General features: G+C 68.9%; 20 protein-coding genes and 1 pseudogene. 7 read left to right on the top strand and 14 right to left on the bottom strand.

Features of this window, described 5'->3' with window-relative positions; all coding sequences use genetic code 11:
* The first annotated feature begins 80 nt into the window (after window positions 1-80).
* Complete coding sequence (locus VJT49_RS13305) at window positions 81-1,226, top strand: acyl-CoA dehydrogenase family protein (RefSeq protein WP_324165111.1); 1,146 nt, start codon at window positions 81-83, stop codon at window positions 1,224-1,226.
* Between the two features lie 72 nt (window positions 1,227-1,298).
* On the opposite strand, the gene VJT49_RS13300 is transcribed toward VJT49_RS13305, so the two are convergent.
* Window positions 1,299-2,684, bottom strand: coding sequence for a site-specific integrase (locus tag VJT49_RS13300; RefSeq protein ID WP_324165088.1), 1,386 nt, complete (start codon window positions 2,682-2,684; stop codon window positions 1,299-1,301).
* Window positions 2,685-2,729: 45 nt separating this feature from the next.
* On the bottom strand, window positions 2,730-3,035 hold the full coding sequence (locus VJT49_RS13295; RefSeq protein ID WP_324165087.1) for a hypothetical protein: 306 nt from the start codon (window positions 3,033-3,035) through the stop codon (window positions 2,730-2,732).
* 829 nt (window positions 3,036-3,864) lie between these two features.
* On the opposite strand from VJT49_RS13295, the pseudogene VJT49_RS35215 reads away from it, so the two are divergent.
* A pseudogene (locus tag VJT49_RS35215) lies at window positions 3,865-3,990 on the top strand (acyl-CoA dehydrogenase); the annotation flags it as partial.
* 110 nt (window positions 3,991-4,100) lie between these two features.
* Here the strand turns inward: VJT49_RS35215 and fabD are convergent.
* The 5 genes from fabD to VJT49_RS13270 all read right to left on the bottom strand — a co-directional run bounded on the left by fabD (window position 4,101) and on the right by VJT49_RS13270 (window position 15,531).
* Window positions 4,101-4,949 (bottom strand): ACP S-malonyltransferase, encoded by an 849-nt coding sequence (gene fabD, locus VJT49_RS13290; RefSeq protein ID WP_324165086.1) that lies wholly within the window; start codon window positions 4,947-4,949, stop codon window positions 4,101-4,103.
* A gap of 8 nt (window positions 4,950-4,957) precedes the next feature.
* On the bottom strand, window positions 4,958-5,182 hold the full coding sequence (locus tag VJT49_RS13285; protein WP_324165085.1) for a hypothetical protein: 225 nt from the start codon (window positions 5,180-5,182) through the stop codon (window positions 4,958-4,960).
* Between the two features lie 163 nt (window positions 5,183-5,345).
* On the bottom strand, window positions 5,346-9,890 hold the full coding sequence (locus tag VJT49_RS13280) for a beta-ketoacyl synthase N-terminal-like domain-containing protein (RefSeq protein ID WP_324165084.1): 4,545 nt from the start codon (window positions 9,888-9,890) through the stop codon (window positions 5,346-5,348).
* Window positions 9,891-9,895: 5 nt separating this feature from the next.
* Entirely contained in the window at window positions 9,896-10,948 is a 1,053-nt protein-coding gene (locus VJT49_RS13275; protein WP_324165083.1) for an acyl carrier protein, read from the bottom strand.
* 2 nt (window positions 10,949-10,950) lie between these two features.
* Entirely contained in the window at window positions 10,951-15,531 is a 4,581-nt protein-coding gene (locus VJT49_RS13270; protein ID WP_324165082.1) for a beta-ketoacyl synthase N-terminal-like domain-containing protein, read from the bottom strand.
* Between the two features lie 343 nt (window positions 15,532-15,874).
* On the opposite strand from VJT49_RS13270, the gene VJT49_RS13265 reads away from it, so the two are divergent.
* Window positions 15,875-17,068, top strand: coding sequence for a cytochrome P450 (locus VJT49_RS13265; RefSeq protein ID WP_324165081.1), 1,194 nt, complete (start codon window positions 15,875-15,877; stop codon window positions 17,066-17,068).
* Between the two features lie 37 nt (window positions 17,069-17,105).
* Here VJT49_RS13265 and VJT49_RS13260 read toward each other — a convergent pair whose 3' ends face one another.
* The 3 genes from VJT49_RS13260 to VJT49_RS13250 form a co-directional block, all read right to left on the bottom strand.
* Window positions 17,106-17,732 carry a DUF4190 domain-containing protein gene (locus VJT49_RS13260; protein ID WP_324165080.1) on the bottom strand — a complete coding sequence of 209 codons (627 nt, stop codon included), beginning with the start codon at window positions 17,730-17,732 and terminating at the stop codon, window positions 17,106-17,108.
* 136 nt (window positions 17,733-17,868) lie between these two features.
* A complete protein-coding gene (locus tag VJT49_RS13255) occupies window positions 17,869-18,570 on the bottom strand; it encodes a class I SAM-dependent methyltransferase (RefSeq protein WP_324165079.1) in 702 nt (233 codons plus the stop codon).
* A gap of 35 nt (window positions 18,571-18,605) precedes the next feature.
* A complete protein-coding gene (locus VJT49_RS13250) occupies window positions 18,606-18,821 on the bottom strand; it encodes a hypothetical protein (protein ID WP_324165078.1) in 216 nt (71 codons plus the stop codon).
* A gap of 266 nt (window positions 18,822-19,087) precedes the next feature.
* Between VJT49_RS13250 and VJT49_RS13245 the strand changes: the two genes are divergently transcribed.
* Window positions 19,088-19,630, top strand: coding sequence for a dihydrofolate reductase family protein (locus VJT49_RS13245; protein WP_324165077.1), 543 nt, complete (start codon window positions 19,088-19,090; stop codon window positions 19,628-19,630).
* A 3-nt stretch (window positions 19,631-19,633) separates the two neighbouring features.
* On the opposite strand, the gene VJT49_RS13240 is transcribed toward VJT49_RS13245, so the two are convergent.
* Window positions 19,634-20,209, bottom strand: a complete 576-nt coding sequence (locus tag VJT49_RS13240; RefSeq protein ID WP_324165076.1) for a DUF4190 domain-containing protein — start codon at window positions 20,207-20,209, stop codon at window positions 19,634-19,636.
* 248 nt (window positions 20,210-20,457) lie between these two features.
* Between VJT49_RS13240 and VJT49_RS13235 the strand changes: the two genes are divergently transcribed.
* Window positions 20,458-20,886: a DoxX family protein gene (locus VJT49_RS13235; RefSeq protein WP_324165075.1), complete on the top strand. Its 429-nt coding sequence runs from the start codon at window positions 20,458-20,460 to the stop codon at window positions 20,884-20,886.
* Window positions 20,887-20,888: 2 nt separating this feature from the next.
* Here the strand turns inward: VJT49_RS13235 and VJT49_RS13230 are convergent, their stop codons facing one another.
* The 3 genes from VJT49_RS13230 to VJT49_RS13220 are packed head-to-tail and all read right to left on the bottom strand — an operon-like array spanning window position 20,889 to window position 24,115.
* On the bottom strand, window positions 20,889-21,590 hold the full coding sequence (locus VJT49_RS13230) for a TIGR03089 family protein (protein WP_324165074.1): 702 nt from the start codon (window positions 21,588-21,590) through the stop codon (window positions 20,889-20,891).
* 19 nt (window positions 21,591-21,609) lie between these two features.
* Window positions 21,610-22,839, bottom strand: a complete 1,230-nt coding sequence (locus tag VJT49_RS13225) for an LCP family protein (protein WP_414635937.1) — start codon at window positions 22,837-22,839, stop codon at window positions 21,610-21,612.
* A 55-nt stretch (window positions 22,840-22,894) separates the two neighbouring features.
* Entirely contained in the window at window positions 22,895-24,115 is a 1,221-nt protein-coding gene (locus tag VJT49_RS13220) for an LCP family protein (RefSeq protein ID WP_324165109.1), read from the bottom strand.
* A gap of 214 nt (window positions 24,116-24,329) precedes the next feature.
* Between VJT49_RS13220 and rfbB the strand changes: the two genes are divergently transcribed.
* Window positions 24,330-25,322: a dTDP-glucose 4,6-dehydratase gene (gene rfbB / locus VJT49_RS13215; protein WP_324165073.1), complete on the top strand. Its 993-nt coding sequence runs from the start codon at window positions 24,330-24,332 to the stop codon at window positions 25,320-25,322.
* On the top strand, window positions 25,322-26,209 hold the full coding sequence (gene rfbD, locus VJT49_RS13210) for a dTDP-4-dehydrorhamnose reductase (protein WP_324165072.1): 888 nt from the start codon (window positions 25,322-25,324) through the stop codon (window positions 26,207-26,209). Before rfbB ends, rfbD begins: the two co-directional genes overlap by 1 nt.
* Window positions 26,210-26,213: the final 4 nt, after the last annotated feature.

The following is a 26,213-nucleotide window of genomic DNA, read 5'->3' as shown; positions in this document are numbered from 1 at the left end:
GACGTCCTAGTAAACGAGCGATAACATCGACCAGGGCACACGTTTGAGGAGAGTGACTCGAGGTGTCAAACGGACCAGGGCTGTACCAGCTGGCGGAGGAACACGAAGAGCTGCGGGCGGCCGTGCGTGCCCTGGCCGAGAAGGAGATCGCGCCCTACGCGGCCGAGGTGGACGAGCAGGAGCGCTATCCGATCGAGGCGTACAACGCGCTGGTCAAGTCCGGTTTCAACGCCGTGCACATCCCCGAGGCCTACGAGGGGCAGGGCGCCGACGCCGTCGTGGCCTGCATCGTGATCGAGGAGGTCGCCCGGGTGGACGCCTCGGCGTCGCTGATCCCCGCGGTGAACAAGCTGGGGACCCAGCCGATCCTGCTGTCGGCGTCCGAAGGGCTGAAGAAGCTGGTCCTGCCGCCGATCGCCGCTGGCGAGGCGTCCGCGTCGTACGCGCTGTCCGAACGGGAGGCCGGGTCGGATACCGCGTCGATGCGCACACGCGCGCGGCTCGACGGTGACTCCTGGGTGCTCAACGGCACGAAGTGCTGGATCACCAATGCCGGTGAGTCGAGCTGGTACACCGTGATGGCGGTCACCGACCCGGGCGCGGAGAAGAAGTCCAACGGCATCTCGGCGTTCGCCGTGCACGAGGACGACCCCGGGTTCTCGGTCGGCCCGAAGGAGCGCAAACTCGGCGTCAAGGGGTCGCCGACGCGGGAGATCTACTTCGAGGACTGCGCCATTCCCGCCGACCGCATCATCGGCGAGCCCGGTACCGGCCTGAAGACCGCGCTCCGCACCCTCGACCACACCCGCCCGACCATCGGCGCCCAGGCCCTCGGCATCGCGCAGGGCGCCTTGGACGCCGCGGTCGCCTACGTCAAGGACCGCAAGCAGTTCGGCAAGGCGATCGCGGAATTCCAAGGCGTGCAGTTCATGCTGGCCGACATGGGCACCAAGATCGAAGCCGCCCGCCACCTGGTCTACGCCTCCGCCGCCGCCTCCGAACGCGGTGATGCCCGCGCAAGCTTCATGGCCAGCGCCGCCAAGTCCTACGCCTCCGACGTCGCCATGGAGGTCACCACCGACGCCGTCCAGCTCTTCGGCGGCGCCGGCTACACCCGCGACTTCCCCGTCGAACGCATGATGCGCGACGCGAAGATCACCCAGATCTATGAGGGCACCAACCAGATCCAGCGGTTGGTGATGGCCCGCGCCCTGCTGAAAGGCTGAGTTTCCACAGGTGACGAGGGGTGCCAACGATCTTGGTACCCATTCGGCTCGTTCGGCGAGCGGTCACGCTGGTCACCTCCGTTCCGTCCATGTTCCGTCCGAGACCGCGCGCGGCCGGAACATGCGGGCATCGATCGCCCGTCGGGCCCGGTCGTGCGAGTCCGGCAGCATGTGGGCGTAGATCTTGAGCGTGAACTCTGGGTCAGCGTGGCCAAGGTACTCGGCGAGCTCCCTGACGTTCACACCATCGGCGAGCATCACGCTCGCGTAGCAATGCCGGAGTTGGTGCGTGCCCTCCTTGCGGGTGGTGACGTACCGCCGCCGGCCGCGCTTGTCCTTGGTTGGCTCAGGGATGACCCCGGCCGCCACGAGCGCAGGCTTCCACACTGTCTCCGAGTAGGCCCGCGGCTTCATGTGGTCGCCGTCGAGCCACCGGAACAGCACCTTGTGCGTCTGGGGCTTGCCTGTCGGCTTCTCCCACGGCAGCGTCAGCGGCTGGGGCTTGTACTTCGCGATGTGCACGCGAATGTTCTGCGCAGTCCAGTCGGACATGGGCACGATGCGGGTCCGATCGTTCTTCGGCAGCGCGAACACGTGATCCTTGCCGAGCTTCTTGAGCTGTCGGCGCACATGGATCACGCCCTCGTCGAAGTCAATGTCCTCCTCGGCGACGCCGAACAGCTCACCCTCTCGCAGACCGCACGTGGCGCCGATCGTCGGCATGGCCCGTAGCGAGTCGGGATGCCCGTCGATCAGCGAGAACACCCGCTCGTCGCTCCATGCCTGGATCTTCTCGCCGCTGTCGCTGCTCACGGTCTGCACGATCTTCGACCGCGCCGGGTTCTTCTTGATCGCGTCGTCCGCCACCGCGAGGTCCAGAACACCGACCACGACCAGGCGAGCGGTCGCGACAGTCGAGGGGCCGACCCGCTCGCCCAGTTCGGTCTGGAACGTCGAGATGTCCGACGGCTTGATCGCCTTCACGGCCCGCTTGGCAAATTCCGGCTCGACGTGCAGACGATAGATCGACTCATACCGGATCCTGCTCGACGGGTCGACGGTCGCAAATCTGTCAGTGGCGCCGCGAGCGACAAACTCGGCTCGCTCTAGCTCCCATTGAGCCACCTTGATCTGCTGATCGTGACGCATCTCACCCTTAGGCTCTGGTGGAATCTCAAACGTATGATCACCCTCGTCGAGAATATGGTGCCGCAGTTCCATGTACTCTACATACGCAGTAGCTGATAGTTCGGCGTCTTCTCGGTACTCTCCGAGTATGCCCGGGTTGATGAGTTCGGCGCGATGGCGTGGGAACGTGTCCGTACCGAGGACCGGGTTGCGGCGCTCCGCCGCGCGCTCGGCGCCTACGCGAGCACTGTCCTGGACGAGAAGCGCGCCCAGGAGCAGCACGGCAAGCCATTCGACCTGGCCAGCCGCTCGACCGACCCCGCACAGCACGTGGCCCCGCCCTGGTTCGCCGGGGCGGGGCCGCGTTTGTCGTGCTTAGTGCTGAGTTGCTTCCTCGGCGGTCAGCTCGTCGTTCCACTGCCGCCACTGCTCGGCCAGAGCGCCGTTGAACTGCTCGAGGTTCTTGATCTGGTACTGCCGTTCCTCGACGGTCATCCCCGCGAGGTACGCCTTGACACGCTGAGCGTCCGAACCACCCTCGGCCCGATCCTCAACAGGCCGGGCCGGTGGTGGCCCACCACGCAGCTCGCACCCGGCGCACACTTCGCGCTCCTCGGGACGCAGGTAGATCTCCTGGTTGCAGCCCTCCATCGAGCAGATCCGCTTGGTTTGAGTCTCCACAGCGGCCATCGTAGTGTTCAGTTCGCCGTCTGTCCGGAACCCGGGCACTTCCCCTGCTCACCCGGCGCGCGGTGCATCATCGGCACCGAGGACCCCGAGGGCACGTTCACCGTCAAACCGCAGACAGGACAACTGCCGTAATCGGACATGCTGACTCCTTCCTGAGGTGGAAGCTCGGCCAGCGCAGCCGAGTGGGTTACTTGACCGCGCCGGCCGAGCTGGGTGCCGGGGAAGCGCCCGAGTTGGCCCTCGGACTCTCCTCCGCCGAGGACCACCGCCGACGCGAATTGCAGGTCTAGCCTCACGTTAGGCGGGACTGGGTGGCTCGGCTAGCCCGAGCACGGCCCATTAGGTTAGGGCATCCGCAGCCGCACGCTTTTCTGTGGATAAATCCGCTGCCGTCTGTTTCTATGGCCGTTCCTGTATTACCGCACCCAGTACAGTTCATGGCTCCATCACCTCCCTCCCGCACGATCGGGGACCGGGGTGACCCACGCTCAACCCCCAGCCAGATGCGGGAGGAACCAAGGGGAGCGCGGGCGTTCAGGGGAGGATCGAGGGTCCAGCTGGGGACCGAGGCGGCTGGCCGCCGTCGAGCTCGTCGGCACGCCCGACCATCGCGGCGCCGAGCCGGACCATGCCCGTGCCATGGGCACGCAGAATGTGGGATCCGACCGCGTCCAGGGAGCCGCACCGGCCGTAGGACGAGCAACGCCTCGGCGACTCTCCTTTGTGGACGGTGGAGCGCGACTGCGCTGTTCCGTCTCTGTCCCGTCAGACAGTCGAATACGGCCAACTTCGGCCAACGGCAGCAAGCGGAAAACTGCCTGGTCAGAGGAGAGATCGGAAGGATTCCCGCAGGTGGCGGTTATGCTCTTCCGAAAGCACCCAGATCTACGAGGGCACCAACCAGATCCAGCGGTTGGTGATGGCCCGCGCCCTGCTCAAGGGCTGAGGAGTATTCGCGCCGGGCAGATGGCCTGAGTGTGCCAGCTCACCGGTGTGGCCGCGGTTCGCTGGAACATGCCCGTCCGGCTCATCACGACGACTACCCGCTCCGGTCGCTCAGGCGGCGGCCGCGATCTTGCCGATCAAGGGTGTGAGCACCCGTTTCGGGCCGATCTCGATCATCCGGGTTTCCCCGCGTCCGAGCAGGAGCGTGATGCTGTCGACCCACCGCACCGGATTGGAGATCTGTGCTGCCAGGGTGTCCCGCACACCACGGTCGAGGTAGGGGCGGGCGGTCAGGTTGCTGATGACCGGAATCCGGGGTGCCGAGAGCGGGGTCCTCGACAGCACGGTCTCGAACTCGGTCTGGGCGGACCGCATGAGCGGGGTGTGGAAGGGACCGCTCACCTGGAGCGGCACGTAGGTGGACGCCCCGGCGTCGAGGAAATGCCGTTTGGCGGCGGTGATCATCTCGGCATGGCCGGAGACGACCACCTCGTCGGGGGCGTTGTGGTTGGCGATCCAGACACCGCCGCCCGGCCAGTCACCGGCCACCCGGTGGGCATCCTCAACGCTCAGGCCGATGACCGCGGCCATCGCTCCGGAGCCATCGGCGGCCATGAGCCGGCCGCGCTCGGCGACCAGTTCGAGACCGGTCTCGAAGTCGAAGGCGCCGGCGAGGTGCAGCGCGCAGTACTCGCCGAGGCTGTGGCCGAGCAGACAGGACGGGGTAATCCCGGTGTCCGCCTGGAACCGGAGATAGGCCAGCACGTTGACGACGTAGATCGCGGGCTGGGCGTACTGGGTCTGCCACAGCCGCGAGCCGTCGTCGTCGACACACAACTCCTCGATCGAGTAGCCGAGGATCCGGTCGACGGCCCGGACGTGGTCCGGGAACAGCGGGAAGAGATCCCGTCCCATACCCCGACGCTGGGAACCCTGTCCGGCGAACACGAAAGCGGGCATGGCGGCGCTCAGTCGTTCTCGGCGACGAACACGAACCTGTCCGTCCCGCCGGTCTTGGTGGCGAGGTAGGTGGTGCGGGGAAAGCGGCCGAGTACGTTTTTGAGGCCACTCGGATGGATTCCGGCCGCGTGCACACGAACCCGGACCTCATCCTTGCCCGGTTCGGGGACCGGTAGCTCGGCAATGGTGAGCGCGTCGAGAGTACCGGTGCGGTCGAACCACAACGCCTTCATGCGGTTTCCTTCGTGCTCTGGTGATCCGGTCGTATTACGGACCGGAGCGGAAAAGTTGCCGGTCCGGTGGGGGTTGTTCACCGTGAACCCGCTCGGCGGGCACGGCGCGCGGACGCTGGTGGAGAGGCTGAAGCGGATGTGCGTGCGAGCATGTCGTAAGCGGTCATGACACATGCTCCGTTCCGGTGCCCGGACCCGCGAGCGGTCCGCGAACGAGGATGTCCAGTAGCGCGGCCCGTTGCTGGTCGGGGTGCAGGAAGAAGTGGTCGCCGTCGAGGACGTGGAAGTCGAGGTCCCTGGTGGTCCACCGTTTCCAGTCCCGCATCTGCTGTTCCTCGACCCGGTCGTCGCCGCTACCGTGCACGGCGGTGATCGGCACGTCGAGCGGAACGGCGTCCTCGTGCCGGAAGCTCCCGACCAGCCGGATGTCGTTGACCAGCACCGGCAACGCCATCCGCAGGAAGCTCCGATCCATGGCGGGCCGCAGCGGGAACCGCAGGATGGCGGCCAGGCGCCGCAGGTCGTCCGTGTCGAGCGCCTGGATGTCCTCGGTGCTCGGCATGCCCGGATACCCGGCCGCGGCGATTTCCGCCAGGCACTCCAGCTGGAACGGGTTGCCGCGGCCACCGGGGCTGCTGAACGCGCCGACGCACAGGTGCCGCAGGCTGGTGAGGCCCCTGGCCTGCAGCCGCAGGCCGAGGAGGTAGCCGATAAGCGCGCCGAAGCTGTGCCCGTACAGCACGAACGGCGTGTCGACCGAGCGCAGCACCTCCTCCTCGAGGTCGTCCACGAGTTGGTAGACGTCCGGTACCAGCGGTTCGCCGAGCCGATCGCCCCGGCCGGGCAGCGACACCGGGCAGACTTCCACGTCGTCCGGGAAGAACGCCTGCCAGCCCTGGAACACCAGCGTGCTGCCGCCACCGTAGGGCACGCACAGCAGCCGCAGCCGCGGGGATTGCCTGGACAGCTGGAGAAAATTCCGGCGCCGCACCGGCGCCGCAGCCGCCGGCCGCCGGGTCTCGTTCGTGTCGCCGCGCAGCCGGCGGGCGAGCTCGGCGACTCCGATGCCCGCGACGATGTCGGCGAGCGGCACCCGATCGGACGGATTGACCGGTTCCAGCGCCCGGTGCAGTCTGGTCGCCTGCAGTGAGTCCACGCCGAGCGCGGTGGTCGTCTCACCGCCCCGGATGTCGGACGCAGGGACCCCGGTCAGCACCGACAGCACGCGCATGACCGCGTCCGGCAGCCGGTCGGGGTCGGCGATCTCCGCGTCCGTGAGGCGCGGCTCGTCGCCGGCCAGACCGGCCGCGGCGAGAATCGACTCGACGCCGCCCTCGATCCAGCGCACCGTGCACCGCGCGCATTCGACTATCACTTCGTCCCTCGCGTCCAGCACGAGGAGCCGTCCGGTCACCGCGTTGTCGCCGGGCACGGCACGCACTCCGTCGACCCGCAGCCGGGCAGGCGCGGCCAGTCCGCCCGCGTGCACGAGCAGGCCCTCCAGCGCCTCGACCATGAACGCGGCGGTGGGGGGCACCTCTGGCGGCATCGCCATCTGGAACACCTGCGCGCCCGCGTCGAGGATGCCGGGGGCGACCCGTGCCAGCGCCCGTTGCGGTGCGACGGCGTGCGCGGGCTCGACGTCGGCCAGCACGCCGGTGCCGTCCGTGTACACGTCCCCGACGGCCCGCACGCTCGGCCCGAGCCGCAGGCCCCGCTCGGCCAGCTTCGCGTAGAACTCCGCGCCGGAAAGCAATCGCGTCGGCGGGCCCGTTTCCGCCGCTGCCGCGACGGGCGGATCTCCTTGCCGCGCAAGGGTTCCCGACACATGCTGCTGCCAGCGGTTGGTGGCCTCGTCCACCAGCGAGTAGAACGCGAACGCGGGCGAGTCGCCGGACTCCTCCAGCACCAGCCGTACCCTGGCCGGTGTGTCCCAGACCACGAGCGCGGTGCTGAACCGCATCTCGCGGATCTGGAAGGCGGTGTCCGGACGCAGCAGGGCGACCGACCGCAGCAGCATCTCCACGAAGTAGCCGATATGCACGATGTGGTGGGTGTCGGCCAGTGGCAGCGCGGGCGCACCGAGCGTGAAGTCGATTTCGCCGCCGCTGCGCGGTGACAGGTGCGGCCGCGGCTCCAGCGGGTCGCCGGACACCGGTTCGACCGCATTGACCGGGCGGATGACCGGGTCGGCGAGCACGTACGGGGCCTCGTCCAGAGGCGTCGTGGACAACGTGACCCGGCGTGCGGTCGAGCCCGCGTAGAGCGGCTCCCAGTCCACGTCCGCGCCGAGTTCGTACAGGCGCAGCAGCACCGAGAGCACCGCGTCCCGCGGATCGTCGCCGGGCGCGGGCGCGACGACCACGAGCGCCTCCGCGATCGAGGGCCCCGGTGGGTGGACCGCCACCGCGACCCGCACATCGTGCTCGGCGCACCGCCGCGCGCCGCGGCCGAGATCGGCCGGTGCGGTGGCCGCCCGCAGCCAGTAGGTCGGGTCGGCGAGCTGGCTCGGGCCGACGAACCCGCCGTCCAGCGGGTCGACCAGCGCCGCGTCCAGCCGGCCGGTCCCACCGTGTCCGGCCTCCGGCACCCGGAGGCCGGCCAGCGCGGGCAGGTCGCCGTCGGTGTCCAGCGGGACGTCGGCGAACAACGTGGCCAGGTCCGCGAGTGCGGCGTCCGCGGGTAGCGTGCCGGACTCGACGGCGGCCGCGTACACGCCGATGCCGGCGGCGCACCAAATCTCGGGCACCACCCCGAAACCGCGCCACAGGGCGACCGTGCCGCACAGCACGGCGAGCCGGAATCCGGCCAGCTCCGCCGCGTCCGCGGGCTGCTCGCCGGGCTCCAGCAGCCGGGCCAGCGACGTCCCCGCCGCGACCCGGTCGAAGCCGGCACGGAACGCGGCGAACGTGCGGTGCCAGTCCCGTGACCAGGAATCCGGCGGGGCGTGCCCATCGAGGAGCACCGCCCGTTTGAGCGGACCGTTCCGGGTCAGTCCGGAGTCGGTGACGAACTGCGGCACCGCCTGCTGTGCGCGCAGCGCGGCCAGGAGTTCGGCGCGGTCGGTGCCGGTGACGTACGTACGGTAGGGGCCGTGCTCGCGGCCCGTCGCGCGGGTGAAGCACATGTCCTCGGCGATCGAAGGACCGTTCGCGGCTTCGAGCACCGGCGTCGCGTCGGACACCCGCTCCAGGTCGGCGACCGCGTCGGCGACGCAGGTGTCCAGCGCGGTACGGGAGCCGGCGGCCAGCAGCAGCGCGTGCCGCACCCGGGTGGCGGGCGGCCGGGGCGGCTCCGGATCGGGAGCGCTGACGATGACGTGCGCGTTCGTGCCGCTGAAGCCGAACGAGCTGATCGCGCCGGTCAGCGCCCGGCCGGACGGGGCGGGCAGGTCGACGGGAGCGGTGGGCACGCGCAGCCGCAGTCCGTCGAAGTCGATGTTCCGGTTCACCGGACCGGACATCGGCTGCGCCGGCACCCGGCGGTGGCGCAGCACCATGATCAGCTTGAGCAGCGACGCGATGCCGCTCGCGGCCTCCAGGTGCCCGATCAGCGCTTTCACCGACCCGACGACCAGCGGCCGATCCGCTGGCCGGTCCCGGCAGTACGCCTGGCTGGCCGCGGTCATCTCGATCGGGTCGCCGAGCGGTGTCCCGGTGCCGTGTGCCTCCAGGTAGTCGATGTCCGTGGCGGCCAGGCCGGACCGGCGCAGCGCGGCCTCGATCAGCCGGCCCTGTGCCCTGCCGTTGGGCACGGTGAGCCCGCTGCAGGTGCCGTCGTGGTTGATCGCGGTGGCGCGCACCACGGCCAGCACCTGGTCGCGGTCGCGCCGCGCGGCGGACAGCCGCTTGAGCACCACGACACCACCGCCCTCGCCGCGGCCGTATCCCTCGCCGTCGCCGCTGAACGCGTGGCAGCGACCGTCCGGGGACACCGCACCGACCCCGGCCAGCACGGTGAACGACGACGGGTCCAGCAACAGGTTGATCCCGCCGACCACGGCGATGTCGCAGTCGCCACCGCGAATGCCCTCGCACGCCAGGTGCAGCGCCACCAGGGAGGACGAGCACGCGGTGTCCACCGAAATGGCCGGACCGTCGAAGTCGAAGGTGTGGCTCGCCCGGCCGGACACCACGCTGTTCAGCGTGCCGGTGGCCACATAGCCGCCGGCCTGGAACGCACGCCGGGCGAGCGCGCCGTACTCGCCGCCGATCACGCCGAAGTACACGCCGACCCGCCCGTCGATCCGCCGCGGGTGGTACCCGGCCCGCTCCAGCGCCCGCGCGGTGAGGGTGAGCGCCATTCGCTGGGCCGGGTCCATGTCGCGGGCCTCGGTCGGCGAGATGGCGAAGTGCCGCGGGTCGAACCGCATCACGTCGCCATCGAGGTAGTTCGCCCGCGCGTACCCGGCCGCGGCGGGATGTTCCTGGAAGTACCGGTGGTAGAACTCCCGCAGCCACGGGCTGGCCGGCGCGTCGCGCACACAGTCCTTGTCGGACGACAGCAGCGACCAGTACGCCTCCGGCGTGGTCGCGCCGCCGGGCAGTTCGCACGCGTCGCCGATGATCGCGATCGGGTCGCCGGACGACGTGGCGGTCTCCGGTGACCCCGATACCGTGCTTCCGCGCTGCGCCGCGTCGCGGTTCAGTTCCTTGATCGTCGCCAGTGACTTGCGCAGCAACGCTTTCAGCGTCGTTACTTCGTCCACGGATGTCATCTCCCGACGGCCTCGATCAGCACTCGTTCGAGATCCACGGCGGAGAGGGCGTCGATCGCGTCGAGCGACGGCAACGCGATCTCGGCCTCCGCCGCTGCTGATGGCGCTGCTGATGGCAACGTTGATGGTGCCGCCGCGGTGACGTCGATCGACCGCTCCAGGTAGCGGGCGAACTCGGCGATCGTCGAATGCTCGAACGCCGAAGTCTCGCTCGGCCGGAACGACAGCGCGTCGCTGATCTCGCCGCGCACCTGCTCCAGGTGCACCGACGTCATGCCGAGGTCGAAGAAACCCGTGTCGATGGCGGGTAGCTCGTCGTCCGGGAAGCCGAGCAGCCGGGCGATCCGCTCCTGCAGGTAGCCGCGGAGGTGCTGTTGGCGCAGTGTGGGCGGCAGCCCGGCCAGTTCGCGGGCGAGCCCGCCCGGCGCCGGTTCCGCCGCGGGGGCAACCGGCCCCGGCGTGACCGGCACGGTGGGCTCAACCGTCTCGATCACCGGTTCCGGCTGTGGCGCAACGCTTTCCTTCCGCGCCGGCCGTTCGGCCGCCGGCCAGTAGCGGCGGCGGGACAGTCGGGTGGGCGGCAGGTACACGGGCCGCTCGTCGCGAAGTTCCGGATAGACCAGTGCCCAGTCGACCGGGTAGCCGACCGTCCACAACCTCGCGAGCTGGTCGTGCCGTCCGCCGGCCGCGAGCCGCGACAGGTAGTCCCGGTCCTCGGCGTGCCGCTCCCCGCCGAACAGGCTCCACGGCACGCTGCCCGTGTAGATGCCAAGCCCGGCAAGGGTTAGGTGGTCGCCGGTGTGCCGGGCGGCCGTGGACAGTTTCTCCGCGGCTTCGGCGATCGAGCCGGCGGTGCACGCCAACCGGTGGGTCAGCGTCTCCCGGCGGCGCAGCAGGGTGCAGGCGACCGCGGGCAGCGTCAGCAGGTGCCCGAACGCCACCCGCGCCGGGGCGTGCTGGCCGCCCGACAGGTAACGGGCGAGATCTTCCGCATGCGCGGCAACGGAGTCCTCGGACCGCCCGGAAACCGCGATGACGTAGTGGCGCACGGCTATCGGTACTCCTCCATGACAAGGTGGACGTTGGTTCCGCCGGCGCCGATCGAGGTCACGCCGGCGCGGCGCGGCGCGGCCCCGAGTCCCATCGCGGCCGGGTCCCACTCCCGCAGGGTGCTTTGCACGAAGACCGGCGAGTTGGCGAAGTCGATGTCCGGGTTGGTCCGGTCGGCATGCAGCAGGGACGGCACCAGCGTGCGGTTCTGCAACTGCAGCACCACCTTCGCGACCTGCGCGACGCCCGCGGCCGCCTCGGCGTGACCGATGTTGGACTTGACCGAGCCGATCGAGCAGTACTGCTTGCGCTGGCGCCCGAACGCGGCGGTGATGCCGGCGATCTCGATCGGGTCACCCAACCGGGTGCCGGTGCCGTGTGCCTCGATGTAGCTGATCGTGCCCGGGTCCACATCGGCCTGCCGCAGCGCCCGTTCGATCGCCGCGGCCTGCGCGGTCGGGTTCGGTACGGTGAAGCCGTTGGTCCGACCGCCGTGGGTGAGCGCGCTGCCGCGGATGACCCCGTAGATGCGGTCACCGTCGCGTTCGGCGTGCGAGAGCGGTTTCAACAGGAACGCGCCGACGGACTCGGCCGGCACGTAGCCGTCACCACCCTCGCCGAACGCCCGGCACCGGCCGTCGGAGGACAGGAACTGGTAGCGCGCCAGCATCTGGTACTTCGACGGGTGCAGCGAGAGGTTCACGCCACCGGCGATGGCCAGCGAGCACTCGCCCCGCCGCAGGCTCTCGCACGCCAGGTGGATGGCGTTGAGCGCGGACGCGCACGCGGTGTCCAGGGTGAGGCTGGGCCCGCGCAGGTCGTAGGTGAACGACACCCGGTTGGCGATCGCGAAGGTCTGCGAGTTGATCGAGCTGGCCGGTGCCCCGGCCAACTCGGCCTCGTACTGCACCAGTTGGTAGTTGTTGAAGGTGGCGCCGACGAACACGCCGACCTCGTTGTCGTGCACCTCGCGGAGCCGTTCCCGCGGATAGCCGCCGACCTCGAGGCAGTTGTGCGCCGCCTCCAGGAACAGCCGCTCCTGCGGGTCCATGAACCGCGCCTCGTCGGGCGCGATGCCGAACGCGGCCGCGTCGAAGTGGTCCACGTCGGACAGAAAGCCGCCCCACTTGGCGTAGACCTTCTCCGGCACATCGCGGCGCGCGTCGAAGTACCGCGAGTGGTCCCACCGCGACGCCGGGATGTCGGTGACCGAGTCGCGCCCTTCGCAGAGGTTCGCCCAGAACTCGGCCGGCGTGTCCGCGCCGGGGAACCGGCCGTCCAGCCCGACGATCGCGATGCCGGCCGCTGTTTCGGTGTCGGTCACCCGCGCCGCGCGCGGCACCGGCACCGGCACGGAATCTCGTTGCGGCACAACGGCTTGCACGTCCGGCACCGGCGTCGAGGGCGGCTGTTCCGCGCCCAGGTGGGCGGTGACCGCGGCATCGTAGTCACGCCAGATCCGGACGGCGAGTTCGCCGACGTCGCGGCACTCGTAGAACAGCGTGGCCGCGATGTCACCGAACCACGCGGACAGCCGCGTGTTGAGCGCGTGGATGATCAGCGAGTCGATGCCCAGGTCGGCGAACGGGGTGTCCGGCCCGATGCTCGCCGCCGGGGTCTTTGTGGCCTCCGCGACCAGCCGGCACAGCAGGTCCCGCAGCCGGTCGAGGATGTCCTCGTCGCGCCGCGGCGCCGGCTCGGGCACGGCGGCGGCCGGCTCGTTCACGACCGGCTCCTTGGGGGTCGGCTCGTTCGCGACCGGTGCCTTCGCGACCGGTGCCTTCAGGGCGGGCTCGTCTTCGGCGGGCTCGCGGGGGGCGGCCGGTTCCCCAGGTGGCTCGCGGCCGTCGATGCGCAGTGCGTCGTCCTCGATCCAGTAGGCGTGCCGGTCGAACACGTAGGTAGGCAGGCCGGGCAGGTGAGGCGATTCCACCGGTTCCGACTCCGCCCAGTCGATGGCACAGCCGCGCCGCCACAGTTCCAGCAGGGCCGCGGTCGGCTCCGCGCCCGCCATCCGCACCACGTCGTCCCCGTCCGGGGTGGGCGTCTCACCGAGGACCAGCACGCAGTCGGCGCGTGCGCGTGTCGCGTCGAGCAGCACGAGCGCGGACTCCGATCCCGCGAGAGCCACCCGTCGGCCGGCGTTGCACTCGTGCGTCCGCCGGCGCAGCACCGGAAGATCCGCCAGCGGCGCCGAGCGGACCGCGAGGTGCTCGCGGGCCCCGGCAGCCAGCTTGTCGAGGTCCGCGTCGCCGAACAGCGCGGCCACCGCGTCGGCCGGCTCGATGATCGATCGCCGTACCAGGGTTGCCAGCTCGTGGATGGCTGGCCGCAGCCAGGGTGCCGGAGTGAGGCCCCACGCCTGGTCGATCTCGCTGATCGCGACGTCGACCACCAGCGCGACGGTCGCCAACGTGTGCCGCGAGGGCGCGCCGTCGTCGAATCCGCGGATCGCGTCGGCCACCGAGAAACCGTGCTCTCCGGCGACCTTCTCCCAACGCCCGACGGCCCGCGCGAACGTGTGCTGGTAGTCGAGCAGCAGCGCGGCGTGCCGGGCATACGGCGCGACGTCCTCCCGGGTGTCCGCCCGAGCGTCCACCAGCTCGCGAAGATAGTCCCCGGTCAGCTCGTTGGGCAGCAGCCGCTCGCCACCGACCAGCAGGCCGTGGTCCGGCGGCGCCTGAATGGTCGCCGTGCCGTCGCCGATCAGCCCGCGGACCGCCTCCGGTAGCGGCACCGTTCCGGCGTGCACCAGCGCGGCGGCTCCGCTCGCCGCGCCGACGGCGGCCAGCTCCACGGGCACGACTCCGTACCGGGCGAGTGTGCGCAGCCCCGCCAGCCGGTCGGCGAACCCGTCGAGCAGTTCGCGGTGTGCCTGAGCGGCCGGACCGGCGACGGCATGAATCTCCCGCACGAGGTCGTCGTGTTCGGCCCGGGGCGCCGCCGCTGCTCCCGGCGCCGCGTCGGCCAGCAGCACGGCCAGTTCGGGCACCCGCTCGACCGGGCGGAGGTTCGTGAGTTCCCGGACGATCTGGGCCGGCTCGAGTGCCGGCAGGTCCGCCGCGGCCACTCCGAACCGGTACGGCAGCGTCAGCATGCGCCGGTTCGAGGCCCGGCATAGCGCGGCCACCGCGTTCGGGTCGGACCAGCGCGGTTCCCGTGCCCACGCTTCGAGGGTGGCGCGCAGCGCGCCGGGCGTTTTCGCCGCGACCGTGAACACCTGTGTGGTGACCGGTTTCGCGTCCTCGCGCGGGACCGGCTTCCCTTGGTACTCCTGGACAATCGCGTGGCAGTTGACGCCGCCGAACCCGAACGAGCTGATGCCGGCGGTGCGCAGACCGCTGTCGGACTTCCACTCGACCGCCTCGCTGGGGAACTCGACGCTTTCGCCCTCGCCCTGAATGAGCGGGTTGGTGACGCTCCGGTTCAGGGTCGGCGGGACCGTCCCGTGGCGCAGCATCTGCAGCACCTTGATGAGCCCGGCCATGCCGGCGCCGGCCTCGACGTGGCCGATGTTGGTCTTCACCGACCCCACCAGTAGCGGTGCGGCGCGGTCCTGCCCGTACGTCACGTTCAGTGCCTCGACCTCGATCGGGTCCCCGAGGCTGGTGCCGGTGCCGTGTGCCTCCACGTAGCTGACATCGGCCGCGGCCACGCCGGCGTCCGCGAGCGCCCGCCGGATCACGTCGACCTGCGCGGCCGCGCTCGGCGCGGTCAGGTTGCGGTTGCGCCCGTTGTGGTTGGTGGCCAGCCCCTTGATCACACCGTAGATGTGGCACCCGAGCCGTTCGGCGTTCGTGACCGTGGTCAGCAGCACCATGCCGGCGCCCTCACCCGGCACGTAGCCGTTGGCCCTGCAGTCGAACGTGAACGAGCGGCCGTCCGGGCTCAACATCCGGGACTGGGTGAGCGCCAGGTACCGCCACGGCGAGCAGATCAGGTTGACAGCGCCGACCAGCGCGAAGTCGCACCCCTCGTGCAGCAGGTCGTTGCGGCCCTGGCCGAGTGCGGCCAGCGAGGCCGAGCAGGCGGTGTCGACGGTCCTGCTCGGTCCGTCCAGGTCGAGCAGGTGGGAGATCCGGTTGGACGCCATGCTCGGGTAGTTCCCGGCCGGGCCGAACGCGTCGACGCGTTTGTTGTTCGACACGCCCTTGATCAGGTAATCCTGCGCCAACAGGCCGACATTCACCGACGTGCGGGCCGATTGCAGTAACTCCAGCGGCAGCCCGGAATCCTCAACACAATGCCAAGCCTCTTCGAGCAGCACCCGGTACTGCGGGTCGATGGCGACGGCCTCGCGGGGTGACACGTTGAAGAAGGCGTTGTCGAAACAACGCGAGCCTGCCAGCCTGCCGACCCACTTGGTGTTTATCCGGCCGGGCTCCATCGGCTTCGGCGAGTAAAACGTCTCCTTGTCCCACTGGTCGACGCTGACCTCGCGGATGCTGTTCCGCCCCTGTACCAGGTTGTCCCAGAAAGCGTCCGCGTCACCCGCTTGCGGAAATCTACAAGCGATACCCACGACGGCAACGCCTTCCCTGACGTTTTCCGGTGTTCGCTTGGATCGAGCATGCGCTGTCACGAAATTCCCCTAACGCGAGACGTGGACACCGGGACGCACACCCGGCCCGTCTCTACCCGGTAGAGGGTAACCTCGAATTACTTCCCACGCCAGTAGATGAGCGCCGGATCACTTCGGGGCGCGAGTCGGACAGCGCTCATTGAATTCTCAAGCGAGACTAAAGGGGGCCGCTCTAAAATTTCTGGACACCGAACGAAACACGCTTGCCGTGACCCATCTTACAGATCTTCCGCGGAACGCAAGGGCTGAAAAGTAAGGTCGGTTATGGACTTTACCGTCGAGACCGTCACCGCGGCGGTCTCGGAGAGCTTCCAGGACGCACAACTACTGAAATGGAGAAACCATGACCCCGACGGCAAGCGATCCGGTGGAACGGCTCACGGTCAGGTTCGATCACCATGACCCCGAATACACGCCGGACTTGGCGGAACTTGTACACAGCAGGATCCAAGAACGCTCTCCGGTAGCCTACTCGGAAGCGTATGGCGGAATGTGGCTCGTCTCCCGCTACCGGGAAGTCAAGGCGGTGCTGAAGGACCACGAGACTTTCAGCTCCGCTGAGGGGGTCTTTTTCCCCAAAGCCACCGGCACCCCCAAGTTCGCGCCGGTCGACTATGACAGGCCCGAGCACACGACCTTCCGCGCTCTGATGACGCCTCCCCTCGATTTGGAGCAAATGCGCGGCCTCTCCGGGTCGATCGCCGAGATCACTTCCGAGCTCATCAAGCCACTGGCAGACCGAGGCCAGGGCGACTTCGCCAACGAACTCGCCATGCCGCTCACGATCCGGTCGGTCGCCCTGGCCATCGGGTTGTCGAAGGCAGCGCAATGGAAAATACGGGAACTGACCAGAAATCTGTGGCGGCACCTCCCCAGGGATCGTGACGCCAGCCGATTTTGGCCGCAGTTTGCCGCCATGTTCACCGAGGAGATCACCAGAGCGCGAAAAGAGCCGGGTGACGACCACCTGTCCTTTTTGGTTCGTGCGGAATTCGACGGCCGGCCGATCACGGACGACGAACTGCACTCGATGCTGGTCTCCTACTGCATGGCCGGCCACGAGACCACCATGAACGCGATCAGTCATCTGCTGTGGCACCTTGCCCGCAACCAGGATCTCCAGCAGCGGCTGCGGGCCGACCCGGGCCTCGTGCCGGCCGCAGCGGAGGAAGCGTTGCGGCTGTGGAGCCCTGTCGGCAACCACAGCCGCGTCACCACCCGCGAAGTGGTCCTCGGCGGTGTGACCATCCCGCGTGGGGCGCGGGTCCTGCTCCTGATGGGAGCGGCCAACCGCGATCCCGAGCAGTTCGAAAATCCTGAGGAGTTCCGTCTCGACCGGAAGGCTTCCCCGCATCTTGGCTTCGGCTTCGGAATCCACTACTGCATCGGGGCGCACTTGGCAAGACTCGAATTGACGACTACCCTGCGGGAACTCGCACGGTTGCCTGACTACCACCTCATCGAGAAGCCACGACGGTACATCGAGAACGGCCGCCACGTCGTCCTCGAAAAGCTCCTGGTCCGGTTCGAGAAGTAACGGGCCATCAGCGTCCGTCTCGACGCCCACCACGACGTCATCCCGCCCGTCTTGCCTCGGCGGCACCGCAGGCGGCGAATCCGGCCGCGAGTCGTCCGGCAAGGGTCAGAAGCCGTCGCAGGTGGCCGTGGCGAATGGGCCGGCGGCCGTCGCCACCTTGGCCTGCGTACCGTTGACGACGACCTTGCAGGTGACGGTTTCCGCCGTCCGCGCCGGTTGAGATGGTCAGTGAACTGTCCTCGAGTTGGCCCCTGGCCCGGATGTCCTTGGACCAGGGCAGCGTGGTGGTGTATTCCTGGCCGGTCGCGCTGTGGCCATCGCTGGAGGCGGAGTAGGTGATCGTGGCCGCCTGTGCGGTGCCGCTGACGTCGTAGCGCACGATCGTGACGTTGCTGCCCGAGTCGCCGATCGGGTTGGCGACATTGGCAAGCCAGGCCAGGCACACCACGAGACCGGTCACCGACAGTGCGAGCCCGGCAATGGTGGGACCGGGGTTGGCGGCGGTCTTCCGTCGGACCCTGGCAAGGCCGATCCCCGCGAAGATGATCCCGAGGATCACCAGCGGCCATGCCACCGCGCCGACGGCCGGGACGAACGAGGAGACCAGTCCCAGCAGCCCGAGCACGAATCCGGTGAGGCCGAAGGCGTTGCGGGCGGCCGCCACCGATTCCTCAGCAGTTCCAGGACGCTGATTACTTCATGGTTCTCCGCTATGACGGATTCCGCCCCATGGCCGGCGTTCGTACCGCAGACACGTTTCACGTTATCTGGATCGAGCTGGAGTTCGGCCGGCTTTACGATCACGCTTCGTGACGTTGTGCGGTGCCAGCGGCGGTGGGCGTGCCGGTTGGTTTGCGGGCCAACAGGAAACCCTGTGGAGTCTTCTCCTTGAACTTGCCGGCCTCCTCGGGTTCGCGGACGAACTGAGCGTGCACGGCGAGTCCGGCCTGGCGCAGAAGTTCGGCGACGTGGTCCGGCCGCCGCCGGTGGAAATCGAGTGAGACTTGGTGGCCGGCGGCCTCGGCGTGGTGCAACAGGTGGTCGCCGACCTGGAACGCGAGTTGCAGGTAGCCGCCCGGGGCCAGTACCCGGTGGAATTCGGCGAGGACCTCCGGCAACTGTTCTTGCGGGATGTGGATGATCGAGTACCACGCGACGATTCCGCCGAGGGAATTGTCCTGCAGATCCAGCGCTGTCATGGATCCCTCCTCGAACCGAAGGTGGGGGTAGGTCCGGCGGGCGATGGCGATCATTTGTGGCGAGAGATCGATGCCGAATACCGACAGTCCGAGGCTGTGCAGATGCGCGCTGATGCGGCCGGGGCCGCAACCGATGTCCGCGACCGGGCCGAGATCGGCGGCCTGGACCAGTTCGGCGAATCCGCTCAGCAGTGCCCGGTCCAGCGGCTTGGCGGCCAGTTCGTCACGGATCCATTCGGCGTAGTAGCCGGACAGCGTGTCGTAGGACGTTCGGGTGCGGGAAAGGAAATCCGGTTCGGTCACGGTGGGTCACTATGCCACCGGTTCAGGCCGACGGATCACCCGGTGAATGGTGCCTCCGCCTGACGCTCCTGGCGCACTTCGATCTCGAAACGAGCCCGGTGAGCGCCCGGATGACCCCAGATCTCCTCGATCGGTCCCAGGAGGCCGGCGCCGACACCACGACGGCGGACGCGGGACGCGAGCCAGGGCAGCCCGGCCAGCGGCACGGCGAAGACGGCCAAAGTCACGAGGGGTGCCACAAGGCCACTCATACCACCAACTCTACGCAGGCCGGACACCCCCGCGAGCCGGCCTTTCGCGACCCGCGAGTCCGGCTTTCGGGCCACCCGAGTCGAGCTTTCGCGACCCGCGAGTCCGGCTTTCGGGACGGGCGAGTCGGGCTTTCGGGACGGGCGAGTCGGCCCTTCGCGACCTGCGAGTCGGGCTTTTGTGACCGGCGAGTCGGGCTTTTGCGACCCGCGAGTCCGCACCCCCCGATGCGCTAGCGTTCCCACGGGGGGCAAGGAAGGAGCGGGTCATGGCCAAAATGCTGTATTCGGCCACCATGTCACTGGACGGCTTCATCGCCGGTCCCGATGGTGACATGTCCTGGTTGACCAAGTATCTCGGACCGAACCCGACGGTGGACGCGCTCGTCGGCGACATCGGCGCTCTCCTGGTCGGCAACCGCACCTTCCGCGGCGACGACCCGCACCGTGGCACCGCCGACGAGGGCAAGCCGTTCGGCGGAGGGTGGAGTGGTCCCCAGTTCGTGCTCACGCATCACATCCCCGACGCTCCGTTGCCCGGAGTCACGTTCGTGAGTGACCTCGACAGCGCCGTCGCCGCCGCCAAGGCCGCGGCGGGGGACAAGTACGTCAACATCCTCGGTGCCGAGGTCGCCCGGCAGTGTCTCGACGCTGGCGTGCTCGACGAGATTCTCGTATGCGTCGCGCCCGTCCTGCTTGGTGACGGCGTCCGGCTGTTCAACCGTCCAGATGGGGCCAGCGTCAAGCTCGAACGGCACAGCCTGACTCAAGCGCCGCAGGCCACGAACATCTGGCTCCGAGTCGTCCGGTAGGGGTCAGAAGCCCTCGCAGACGGCGGTGGCGAACGGGCCGGAGGCGGTCGACTGCTTGATTTCCGTGCCGTTGACGACGACCTTGCAGGTGACGGTTCCGCCGTCGGCGCCCGTGGTGATGGTCAGCGAACTGCCCTCGAGCAGGCCCTTGATCTGGATGTCCTTGGACCACGGGAGCATGGTGTACTCCCGGCTGGTCGCATTCTCGCCTTCACCGAAGGCGGAGTAGGTGATGGTGCCCGCGTGTGCCGTGCCGCTGACGTCATAGCGCACGAAGGTCATGTCGCCCGCCGGGTTGCCGATCAGCCTGGCCAGACCGGCGAGCCACGCGACACACACGAGGAGCCCGACCACCGACAGCACGAGTCCGGCGATCGCCAGGCTCCTGTCGGAGGGCTTCCGCCGCGCTCTGGCAAGGCCGATCCCCGCGAAGACGATCCCGAGGATCAGCAGTGGCCACGCCACCACGCCGAGGAGTGGAATGACCGAGAAGATCAGTCCCAGCAGACCGAGCGCGAATCCGGTGAGGCCGAAGCCGTTGCGGGCGAGCACCTGCTGACCGGACCGCGACGGGTGCATGGGACCTCCTGCCGGTGACGTTCGCCATGAAATGAAGGAGCCCTCTGGCGCGCTGGGGGTCCACGCCGGAGGGCTGATTTGAGTGTGGCCGCCCCGGTGATCGGACGCATCCCCGGTGCTGATCATTCACCCGCAAAAGGTGAGGAACGTGCGGTTGGTCACCAACTGGTCCGACTGGTGGCCTTTTGCCAGCCGCTCCTGCGGTACCCTCCGCCATGTAGTTGAAACTTGAACCTGTTGGGAGTGACATGTACGCACGAATTCAGGACGTGACGGCCCTGCTGGGACGGATCGCGGTGGCGGTCGTGTTCTTGGCACACGGTCTGCAGAAGTGGAACATGGGAGTCGGCGTGACGAGCAAGATGGTCGACACGCTGGGGCTCCCGTTGCCTACGCTGACCGCGCTGTTCCTCATCGTGGTCGAGACCATCGGCGCGGTAGCGTTCATGATCGGCTTCGCGCTGCCGGTGCTCGCCGTGGCATACGTGATCGACATGCTCGGCGCGCTTTTCACGGTGCACCTCAAGAACGGGCTGACCGGTCAGGGCGGCTACGAACTTGTGCTGCTGCTGGCCGCGGCCTCGCTCGCGCTGGGCTTCAACGGCGGCAGGCTCTCCTTGGACTACCTCATCTTCGGGCGCAAGCGCGCCCGGACGCCGGAACTTCAAACCGCGTAGGTTCAGGGCAGGTCGACCGTCGTGCGCTCGGCGCGGCGGCGGTCGGTCAGCTTCGCCGGGTCCGGCGCGGTGACCAGTACCAGGTGCGCGCCGGCGGTGAGCGGGGCGAGCAACCCCGCGACGATCCCGCCCGGCATCGTCCATTCCATAGTAGACAAGACTCGGGCGCCCGGCGAGATGCCGGACTTTGCCGCGGCGGCGGAGGCTTGGTCGAGTATTTCGTCCACAGTAGACGATTCAAGCGCCGGGGTGTCGCCGGGAACAGGCGCTGGCGGGCTGAACGTGTCGCCGGAAAGCCGGGCCTCGGCGAGGTAGTCGAGCGAGCCGTCGGCGGGCGGTGCGCCGAGGCCACGGCCCAGAGGGTCCAGTGCGACAACCGCCGTCGACTCCGCATCGCTCGGCGACCCGGGCGCCACGAAGGCCACGCGTGCGCCCAGGGTTTCGCCGACCACATGTGCGCCACACCACCAGGCGCCGAGCAGTACACCGGCCGTCTGCCAGTGTGCGGGGAGCGCCACCGCCACGTCGTCGCCCGGTTCGACGTCGAACTCCTCGACCAGCCAGTTGGCCGTCTTGGCGGCCCAGTTCGCCACGGTCGCCACGGAAAGCTCCACCCTGGTGCCCGCCGCGTCGTCGTAGTGGGTGATCAGGGGGCGGCCCGGCTGGGTGAGCAGCGGGCGCAGCAGGTGGTCGGTCAGGCTCATCGCGGTGTTCCTTTCCGACTTAGTTGACGCATTGGACGCCGTCGACGCTGGTCCGCGCCAACGGCGTGTCGTACGCGGCCGGGGCCACCCCGCCGCTCGCTCCGCCACCCGAACCGGTGGAACCGCGCCCGGCGAGGCCGGCGAAGTACTGGCGGACCGCGTCCGGGTCCACCTGCACGATGCTCTGCTTGCCGTCCGGGCTCCAGCCGTTGATGGTGATCACGGGAATGGTGTCGAAGGAGACGTCCCCGGAGGCCAGTCCCCTGGCCTTCTGCGCGAGCTGGAGCAGGTCGAAGCCCGGGTCGAGGACGAGTGACCGGCCGAGCGCGTTCGTCAGGTTGCCCATGGTCGACGGGTTGGTCAGCGTGCCCGCGGTCAGCACCTTGTGCAGGGCCGAAGACAGGAACGCCTGCTGCCGTACGATCCGGTCCAGGTCGCCGCGCGGCAGGTTCTTCCGTTGCCGGACAAAGGAAAGCGCGTCCCCGCCGGAGATGGTCCGCAGCCCGGCCCGGAAGTCGGCGCCGGAGTCCTTGTCCTCGGTCGCGTGGTTCAGACATACCTGGACCCCGCCGAGCGCCTCGGTGATCAGGTAGAAGCCCAGCAGGTTCACCTCGGCGTAGTGGTCGATGCGCACCTGGGTGAAGTCCTGCACGGTCTGGACCAGTTCCTTGCGGCCCGCCTGGTCCGAATCCCGTTCGACCGCCGCCACGTCCTCCTTGCCGCGCAGGCCTTCCGCCGCGGCCGCCTTCGCCACCGCGTACACCGAATTGATCTTCGCTTGGCCGCTCTGGGGGATGTCGACCCAGGTGTCGCGGGGGATCGAGGTCGCCGTGGCCTTGCCGCCGGACTTCGGGATGCGCAGGATGATCAAGGTGTCGGTGTTCAGGCTCCCCGACTGCTCGGTGCGCAGCTGCTTCAGCACCGATGACGGCAGTGCGTTGCCCCGCATGTCGGTGCGGGCATCGGTGCCGACGAGCAGGATGTCCTCGGCTCCGTCGTCGGAAGGCGGGGCCTTGACGTCCGCGGGCAGGTCGAGGACGTCGCTGATGTGCACGTCACTCTGTACCTTGTGATAGGTCACGAAGCCGTAACCGGTGGCCGCCAGCGCCACCACCGAAAGCAGGGACAACGCCACCTTGCCAACGACCCGGGGGACGCTCCGCGCCTTGGTGACCAAACGGGTTTCCCCGGGTTCGGTGTCGGATTCCGCCGCGGGCTCGGCTTCCCCGGTCGTCTCGTCCTCGTCCACCCGCGTGGCTTCCCTCCTCAACGCTGCGCAGCTGTTTCAGCGTAAGGCACGCGCGTCAGTTGACACACGGAACTTCGCCGCCCGTGATGGTGGGTTCCGTGCTCGCGGGCGGCGGCACCGAGGAGCTGGTGAGGGCGGCGCCGCTGCGTTTGATCGAGTTGGCCGAGTTCTTCGGGCCCGGCGTCGGAGGAGTCGTGACGGTGGCGGACGAGGTCGGGCTCGCCGACGCGCTCTGATCGGTGGTCACCTGCTCGATGAACCGGTGCACCATGGCCGGGTCGACCTGTAGCACGTCCGCGCCCCCGAACTTCGCGGGGCCGACCACGGGGATGGTGTGGAACTCGACATTTCCGCTGTTCAGGCCGCGCAGCTGGGCGGCGAACTCCATCAGGTCCCAGTTGTCGGAGAGCACGACGGACTTCTTCACGGCGCTGATCACGGCGGAGACCTTGCCGGGGTTCAGCAACACGTCACGGGAGAGCACCTTGCGTGCCATGCCGGACAGGAACGCCTGCTGGCGGGCGATCCGGTCCAGGTCGTAGTTCGGCAGGTCGTAGCGCTGCCGGACGAACGCCAGCGCCTGCACCCCCTCGATGGTCTGCCTGCCCGCGGGCAGGTCGATACCCGACTTCTCCTCCTTGACCGCGTGGTTGAGGCACACATCGACCCCACCGAGTGCCCTGGTGATCTCGTAGAAGCTCGCCAGGTTGACCTCGGCGTACCGGTCGATCATGCCGGGCTTGCCGATGAAGTTCTCCAGCGTGGCGATCAGGTTCTTCCGGCCGGCGATCTTCGCCTGCGCGTCGATCTCCTTCAGATCGGACATGCCCTGCTGCTGCAGCGACCGCGACCGTTCGTTGTAGGCGTAGACGAAGGCGCTGTTGAGCTTGTGCCTACCGAACCCGCCCGCCAGTTCCACCCACGAGTCGCGCGGGAACGAGATCGCCACCGCGCGCTGCCCGTTCTGGGGGATGTGCACGAGGATCATGGTGTCGGTGTTGCGTTCGCCGTCGGATTCGCCGGCGTGCAGCGTGTCGAGCACTTCCTGGGGCAGCGGGTTGCCCTGAGCGTCGGTACGGCTGTCCATGCCGACCAGCAGGATGTCGACCGCGCCGTCCAGCGGGACGGCGTGCTCCTCCTCGTGGTCGAAGATCTGGGTGGTGGTCAGCCCTTCCTTCGGGTCACCGATGTATCGCCAGCCGTAGAAGGTCAGAGCCAGTACGGAGACCGACAACAGGGTGATCATGAACTTGCTGCCGCACCGCAGGAACACCACGAACGGGTGGCCGCGGCGGGGCCTGACGGGGACGTGCGCGGGCCACGTGGGCTCCTCCGCCGCTTCCTCGCGGGTAACCACCCCCTCGGTCACGCTCGCTCCTCCCCGCCCCCACCCGCTGTGTCTGGTTCAAGATTACTGTTCCCCTTGTGAAGACTCCGCCGGGCTGGCGTACGTTGCCCAGGTGGGGGAAGGACTTTGCGGGAGGATGTCGATGCGCGTACTGGTGACCGGGGGCGCGGGCTTCATCGGGTCACATTTCGTGCGGCAGGTGCTGTCCGGGGCCTATTCGTGGCTGGCGGACGCCGAGGTGGTGGTGCTGGACAAGCTCACGTACGCGGGTAACGAGGCCAACCTCGCGCCGGTCGCGGACGACCCCCGGCTGCGTTTCGTCCGCGGCGACATCTGCGACGCCCCGCTGGTCGAGCGCGTGGTTTCCGGCGTGGATCTGGTGGTGCACTTCGCCGCCGAGTCGCATGTGGACCGGTCGATCCTGGGCTCGGCGGACTTCGTGCTCACCAACGTGCTGGGCACGCAGACCCTGCTCCAGTCCGCGCTCGCCGCCGGTGTCGCCAGGTTCGTGCACGTGTCCACCGACGAGGTGTACGGCTCGATCGAGCGGGGCTCCTGGCCGGAGGACCACGTGCTGGAGCCGAATTCACCATATTCGGCGTCCAAGGCGTCCTCCGATCTGCTGGCGCGGGCGTTCTACCGCACGTATGGCATGCCTGTCTGCGTCACCCGGTGTTCGAATAACTACGGTCCGTACCAGTTCCCGGAAAAGGTCATCCCGCTGTTCGTGACCAACCTGCTCGACGGCCGCAAGGTCCCCCTTTACGGGGACGGCCTGAACGTCCGTGACTGGTTGCATGTGGACGATCACTGTCACGGCATCAACCTGGTCGCGGAGCGTGGTCGCGCGGGCGAGATCTACAACATCGGGGGCGGGACCGAGCTCACCAACCGCGAGCTGACCGAGCGGTTGCTGGCCGCGGTCGGGGCCGGCTGGGAAATGGTGGAGCCGGTGACCGACCGCAAGGGGCACGACCGGCGGTACTCCGTGGACATCACCAAGATCGGCACGGAACTCGGGTACCGGGCGCGGGTGCCGTTCGAGCGGGGGCTGGCCGACACGGTGACCTGGTATCGGGACAACCGGTCCTGGTGGGAGCCGCTGAAGGAACGCGCCGAACTGGTGGGCAAGTGATGTTGAGCCTGCTGGTGCCGGGGGGAAGCGGTCAGCTGGGCCGGGCACTGGCCGGGCTCGCGTCGCCCGAGGCCGAGGTGCGGGCGCCCGGCTCGGCCGAACTCGATCTGACCGAGACCAGCGCGGTCGTGGCCGCGGTGAGCGACCTGGCCGAGCGGGCGAGGGCGGCGGGCCGTCGCCCGGTGGTGATCAACGCGGCCGCCTACACCGCGGTGGACGCGGCGGAGACCGACGAATGGCGGGCGTTCGCGGTGAACGCGGACGGGCCGCGAGTGCTCGCGGCGGCCTGCTCGTCGCGGCGGGTGCCGCTGGTGCACGTGTCCACCGACTACGTGTTCTCCGGCGAGCACGACCGGCCTTACGAGCCGGAGGACGCGTTGCGGCCGCGGAGCGCATACGGCCGGACCAAGGCCGCGGGTGAGGATGCCGTGCTGGGCTCGGGCGCGCGGTCGTGGATCGTGCGTACGTCGTGGGTCTACGGCGCCGGTGGTTCGAACTTCGTGCACACCATCGAGCGATTGGCCGCCGAGCGTGCGACATTGTCCGTTGTGGACGATCAGCGCGGCTCGCCGACCTGGGCGGCCGACCTCGCCGCCGGGTTGCTCGAACTGGCGTCGCGGATCGCCGAAGGAACCGGGCCGGGCCGGCGGGTGCTGCACTGCGCCGGGGCCGGCGAGACCACCTGGTACGGGTTCGCGCGCGCGATCTTCGAGGAGATCGGCGCGGACCCCGACCGGATCAGGCCGTGCACCACCGACGAGTTCCCTCGTCCCGCCCCGCGCCCCGCCTATTCGGTCCTCTCCAACGCTTCCTGGCGCGACGCGGGACTGACACCGCTTCGCCCGTGGCGCGACGCCCTGCACGCCTACCTCTCCTCCACCCGCTGATCGG

The sequence above is a fragment of the Amycolatopsis sp. genome (genome assembly GCF_035276945.1).
Taxonomy (GTDB): domain Bacteria; phylum Actinomycetota; class Actinomycetes; order Mycobacteriales; family Pseudonocardiaceae; genus Amycolatopsis_E.
The sequence above is the reverse complement of the archived record's forward strand: the minus strand, read 5'-3'. Positions and strand labels throughout refer to the sequence as shown.

What these genes read in the sequence shown, in the direction of transcription:
- VJT49_RS13240 (WP_324165076.1), bottom strand. Translation starts at nt 20,209, where the DNA reads ATGCACCCGTCGCGGTCCGGTCAGCAGGTGCTCGCCCGCAACGGCTTC.
- VJT49_RS13285 (WP_324165085.1), bottom strand. Translation starts at nt 5,182, where the DNA reads ATGAAGGCGTTGTGGTTCGACCGCACCGGTACTCTCGACGCGCTCACC.
- rfbD (WP_324165072.1), top strand. Translation starts at nt 25,322, where the DNA reads ATGTTGAGCCTGCTGGTGCCGGGGGGAAGCGGTCAGCTGGGCCGGGCA.
- VJT49_RS13245 (WP_324165077.1), top strand. Translation starts at nt 19,088, where the DNA reads ATGGCCAAAATGCTGTATTCGGCCACCATGTCACTGGACGGCTTCATC.
- VJT49_RS13235 (WP_324165075.1), top strand. Translation starts at nt 20,458, where the DNA reads ATGTACGCACGAATTCAGGACGTGACGGCCCTGCTGGGACGGATCGCG.
- VJT49_RS13230 (WP_324165074.1), bottom strand. Translation starts at nt 21,590, where the DNA reads ATGAGCCTGACCGACCACCTGCTGCGCCCGCTGCTCACCCAGCCGGGC.
- VJT49_RS13265 (WP_324165081.1), top strand. Translation starts at nt 15,875, where the DNA reads ATGACCCCGACGGCAAGCGATCCGGTGGAACGGCTCACGGTCAGGTTC.
- VJT49_RS13250 (WP_324165078.1), bottom strand. Translation starts at nt 18,821, where the DNA reads ATGAGTGGCCTTGTGGCACCCCTCGTGACTTTGGCCGTCTTCGCCGTG.
- rfbB (WP_324165073.1), top strand. Translation starts at nt 24,330, where the DNA reads ATGCGCGTACTGGTGACCGGGGGCGCGGGCTTCATCGGGTCACATTTC.
- fabD (WP_324165086.1), bottom strand. Translation starts at nt 4,949, where the DNA reads ATGCCCGCTTTCGTGTTCGCCGGACAGGGTTCCCAGCGTCGGGGTATG.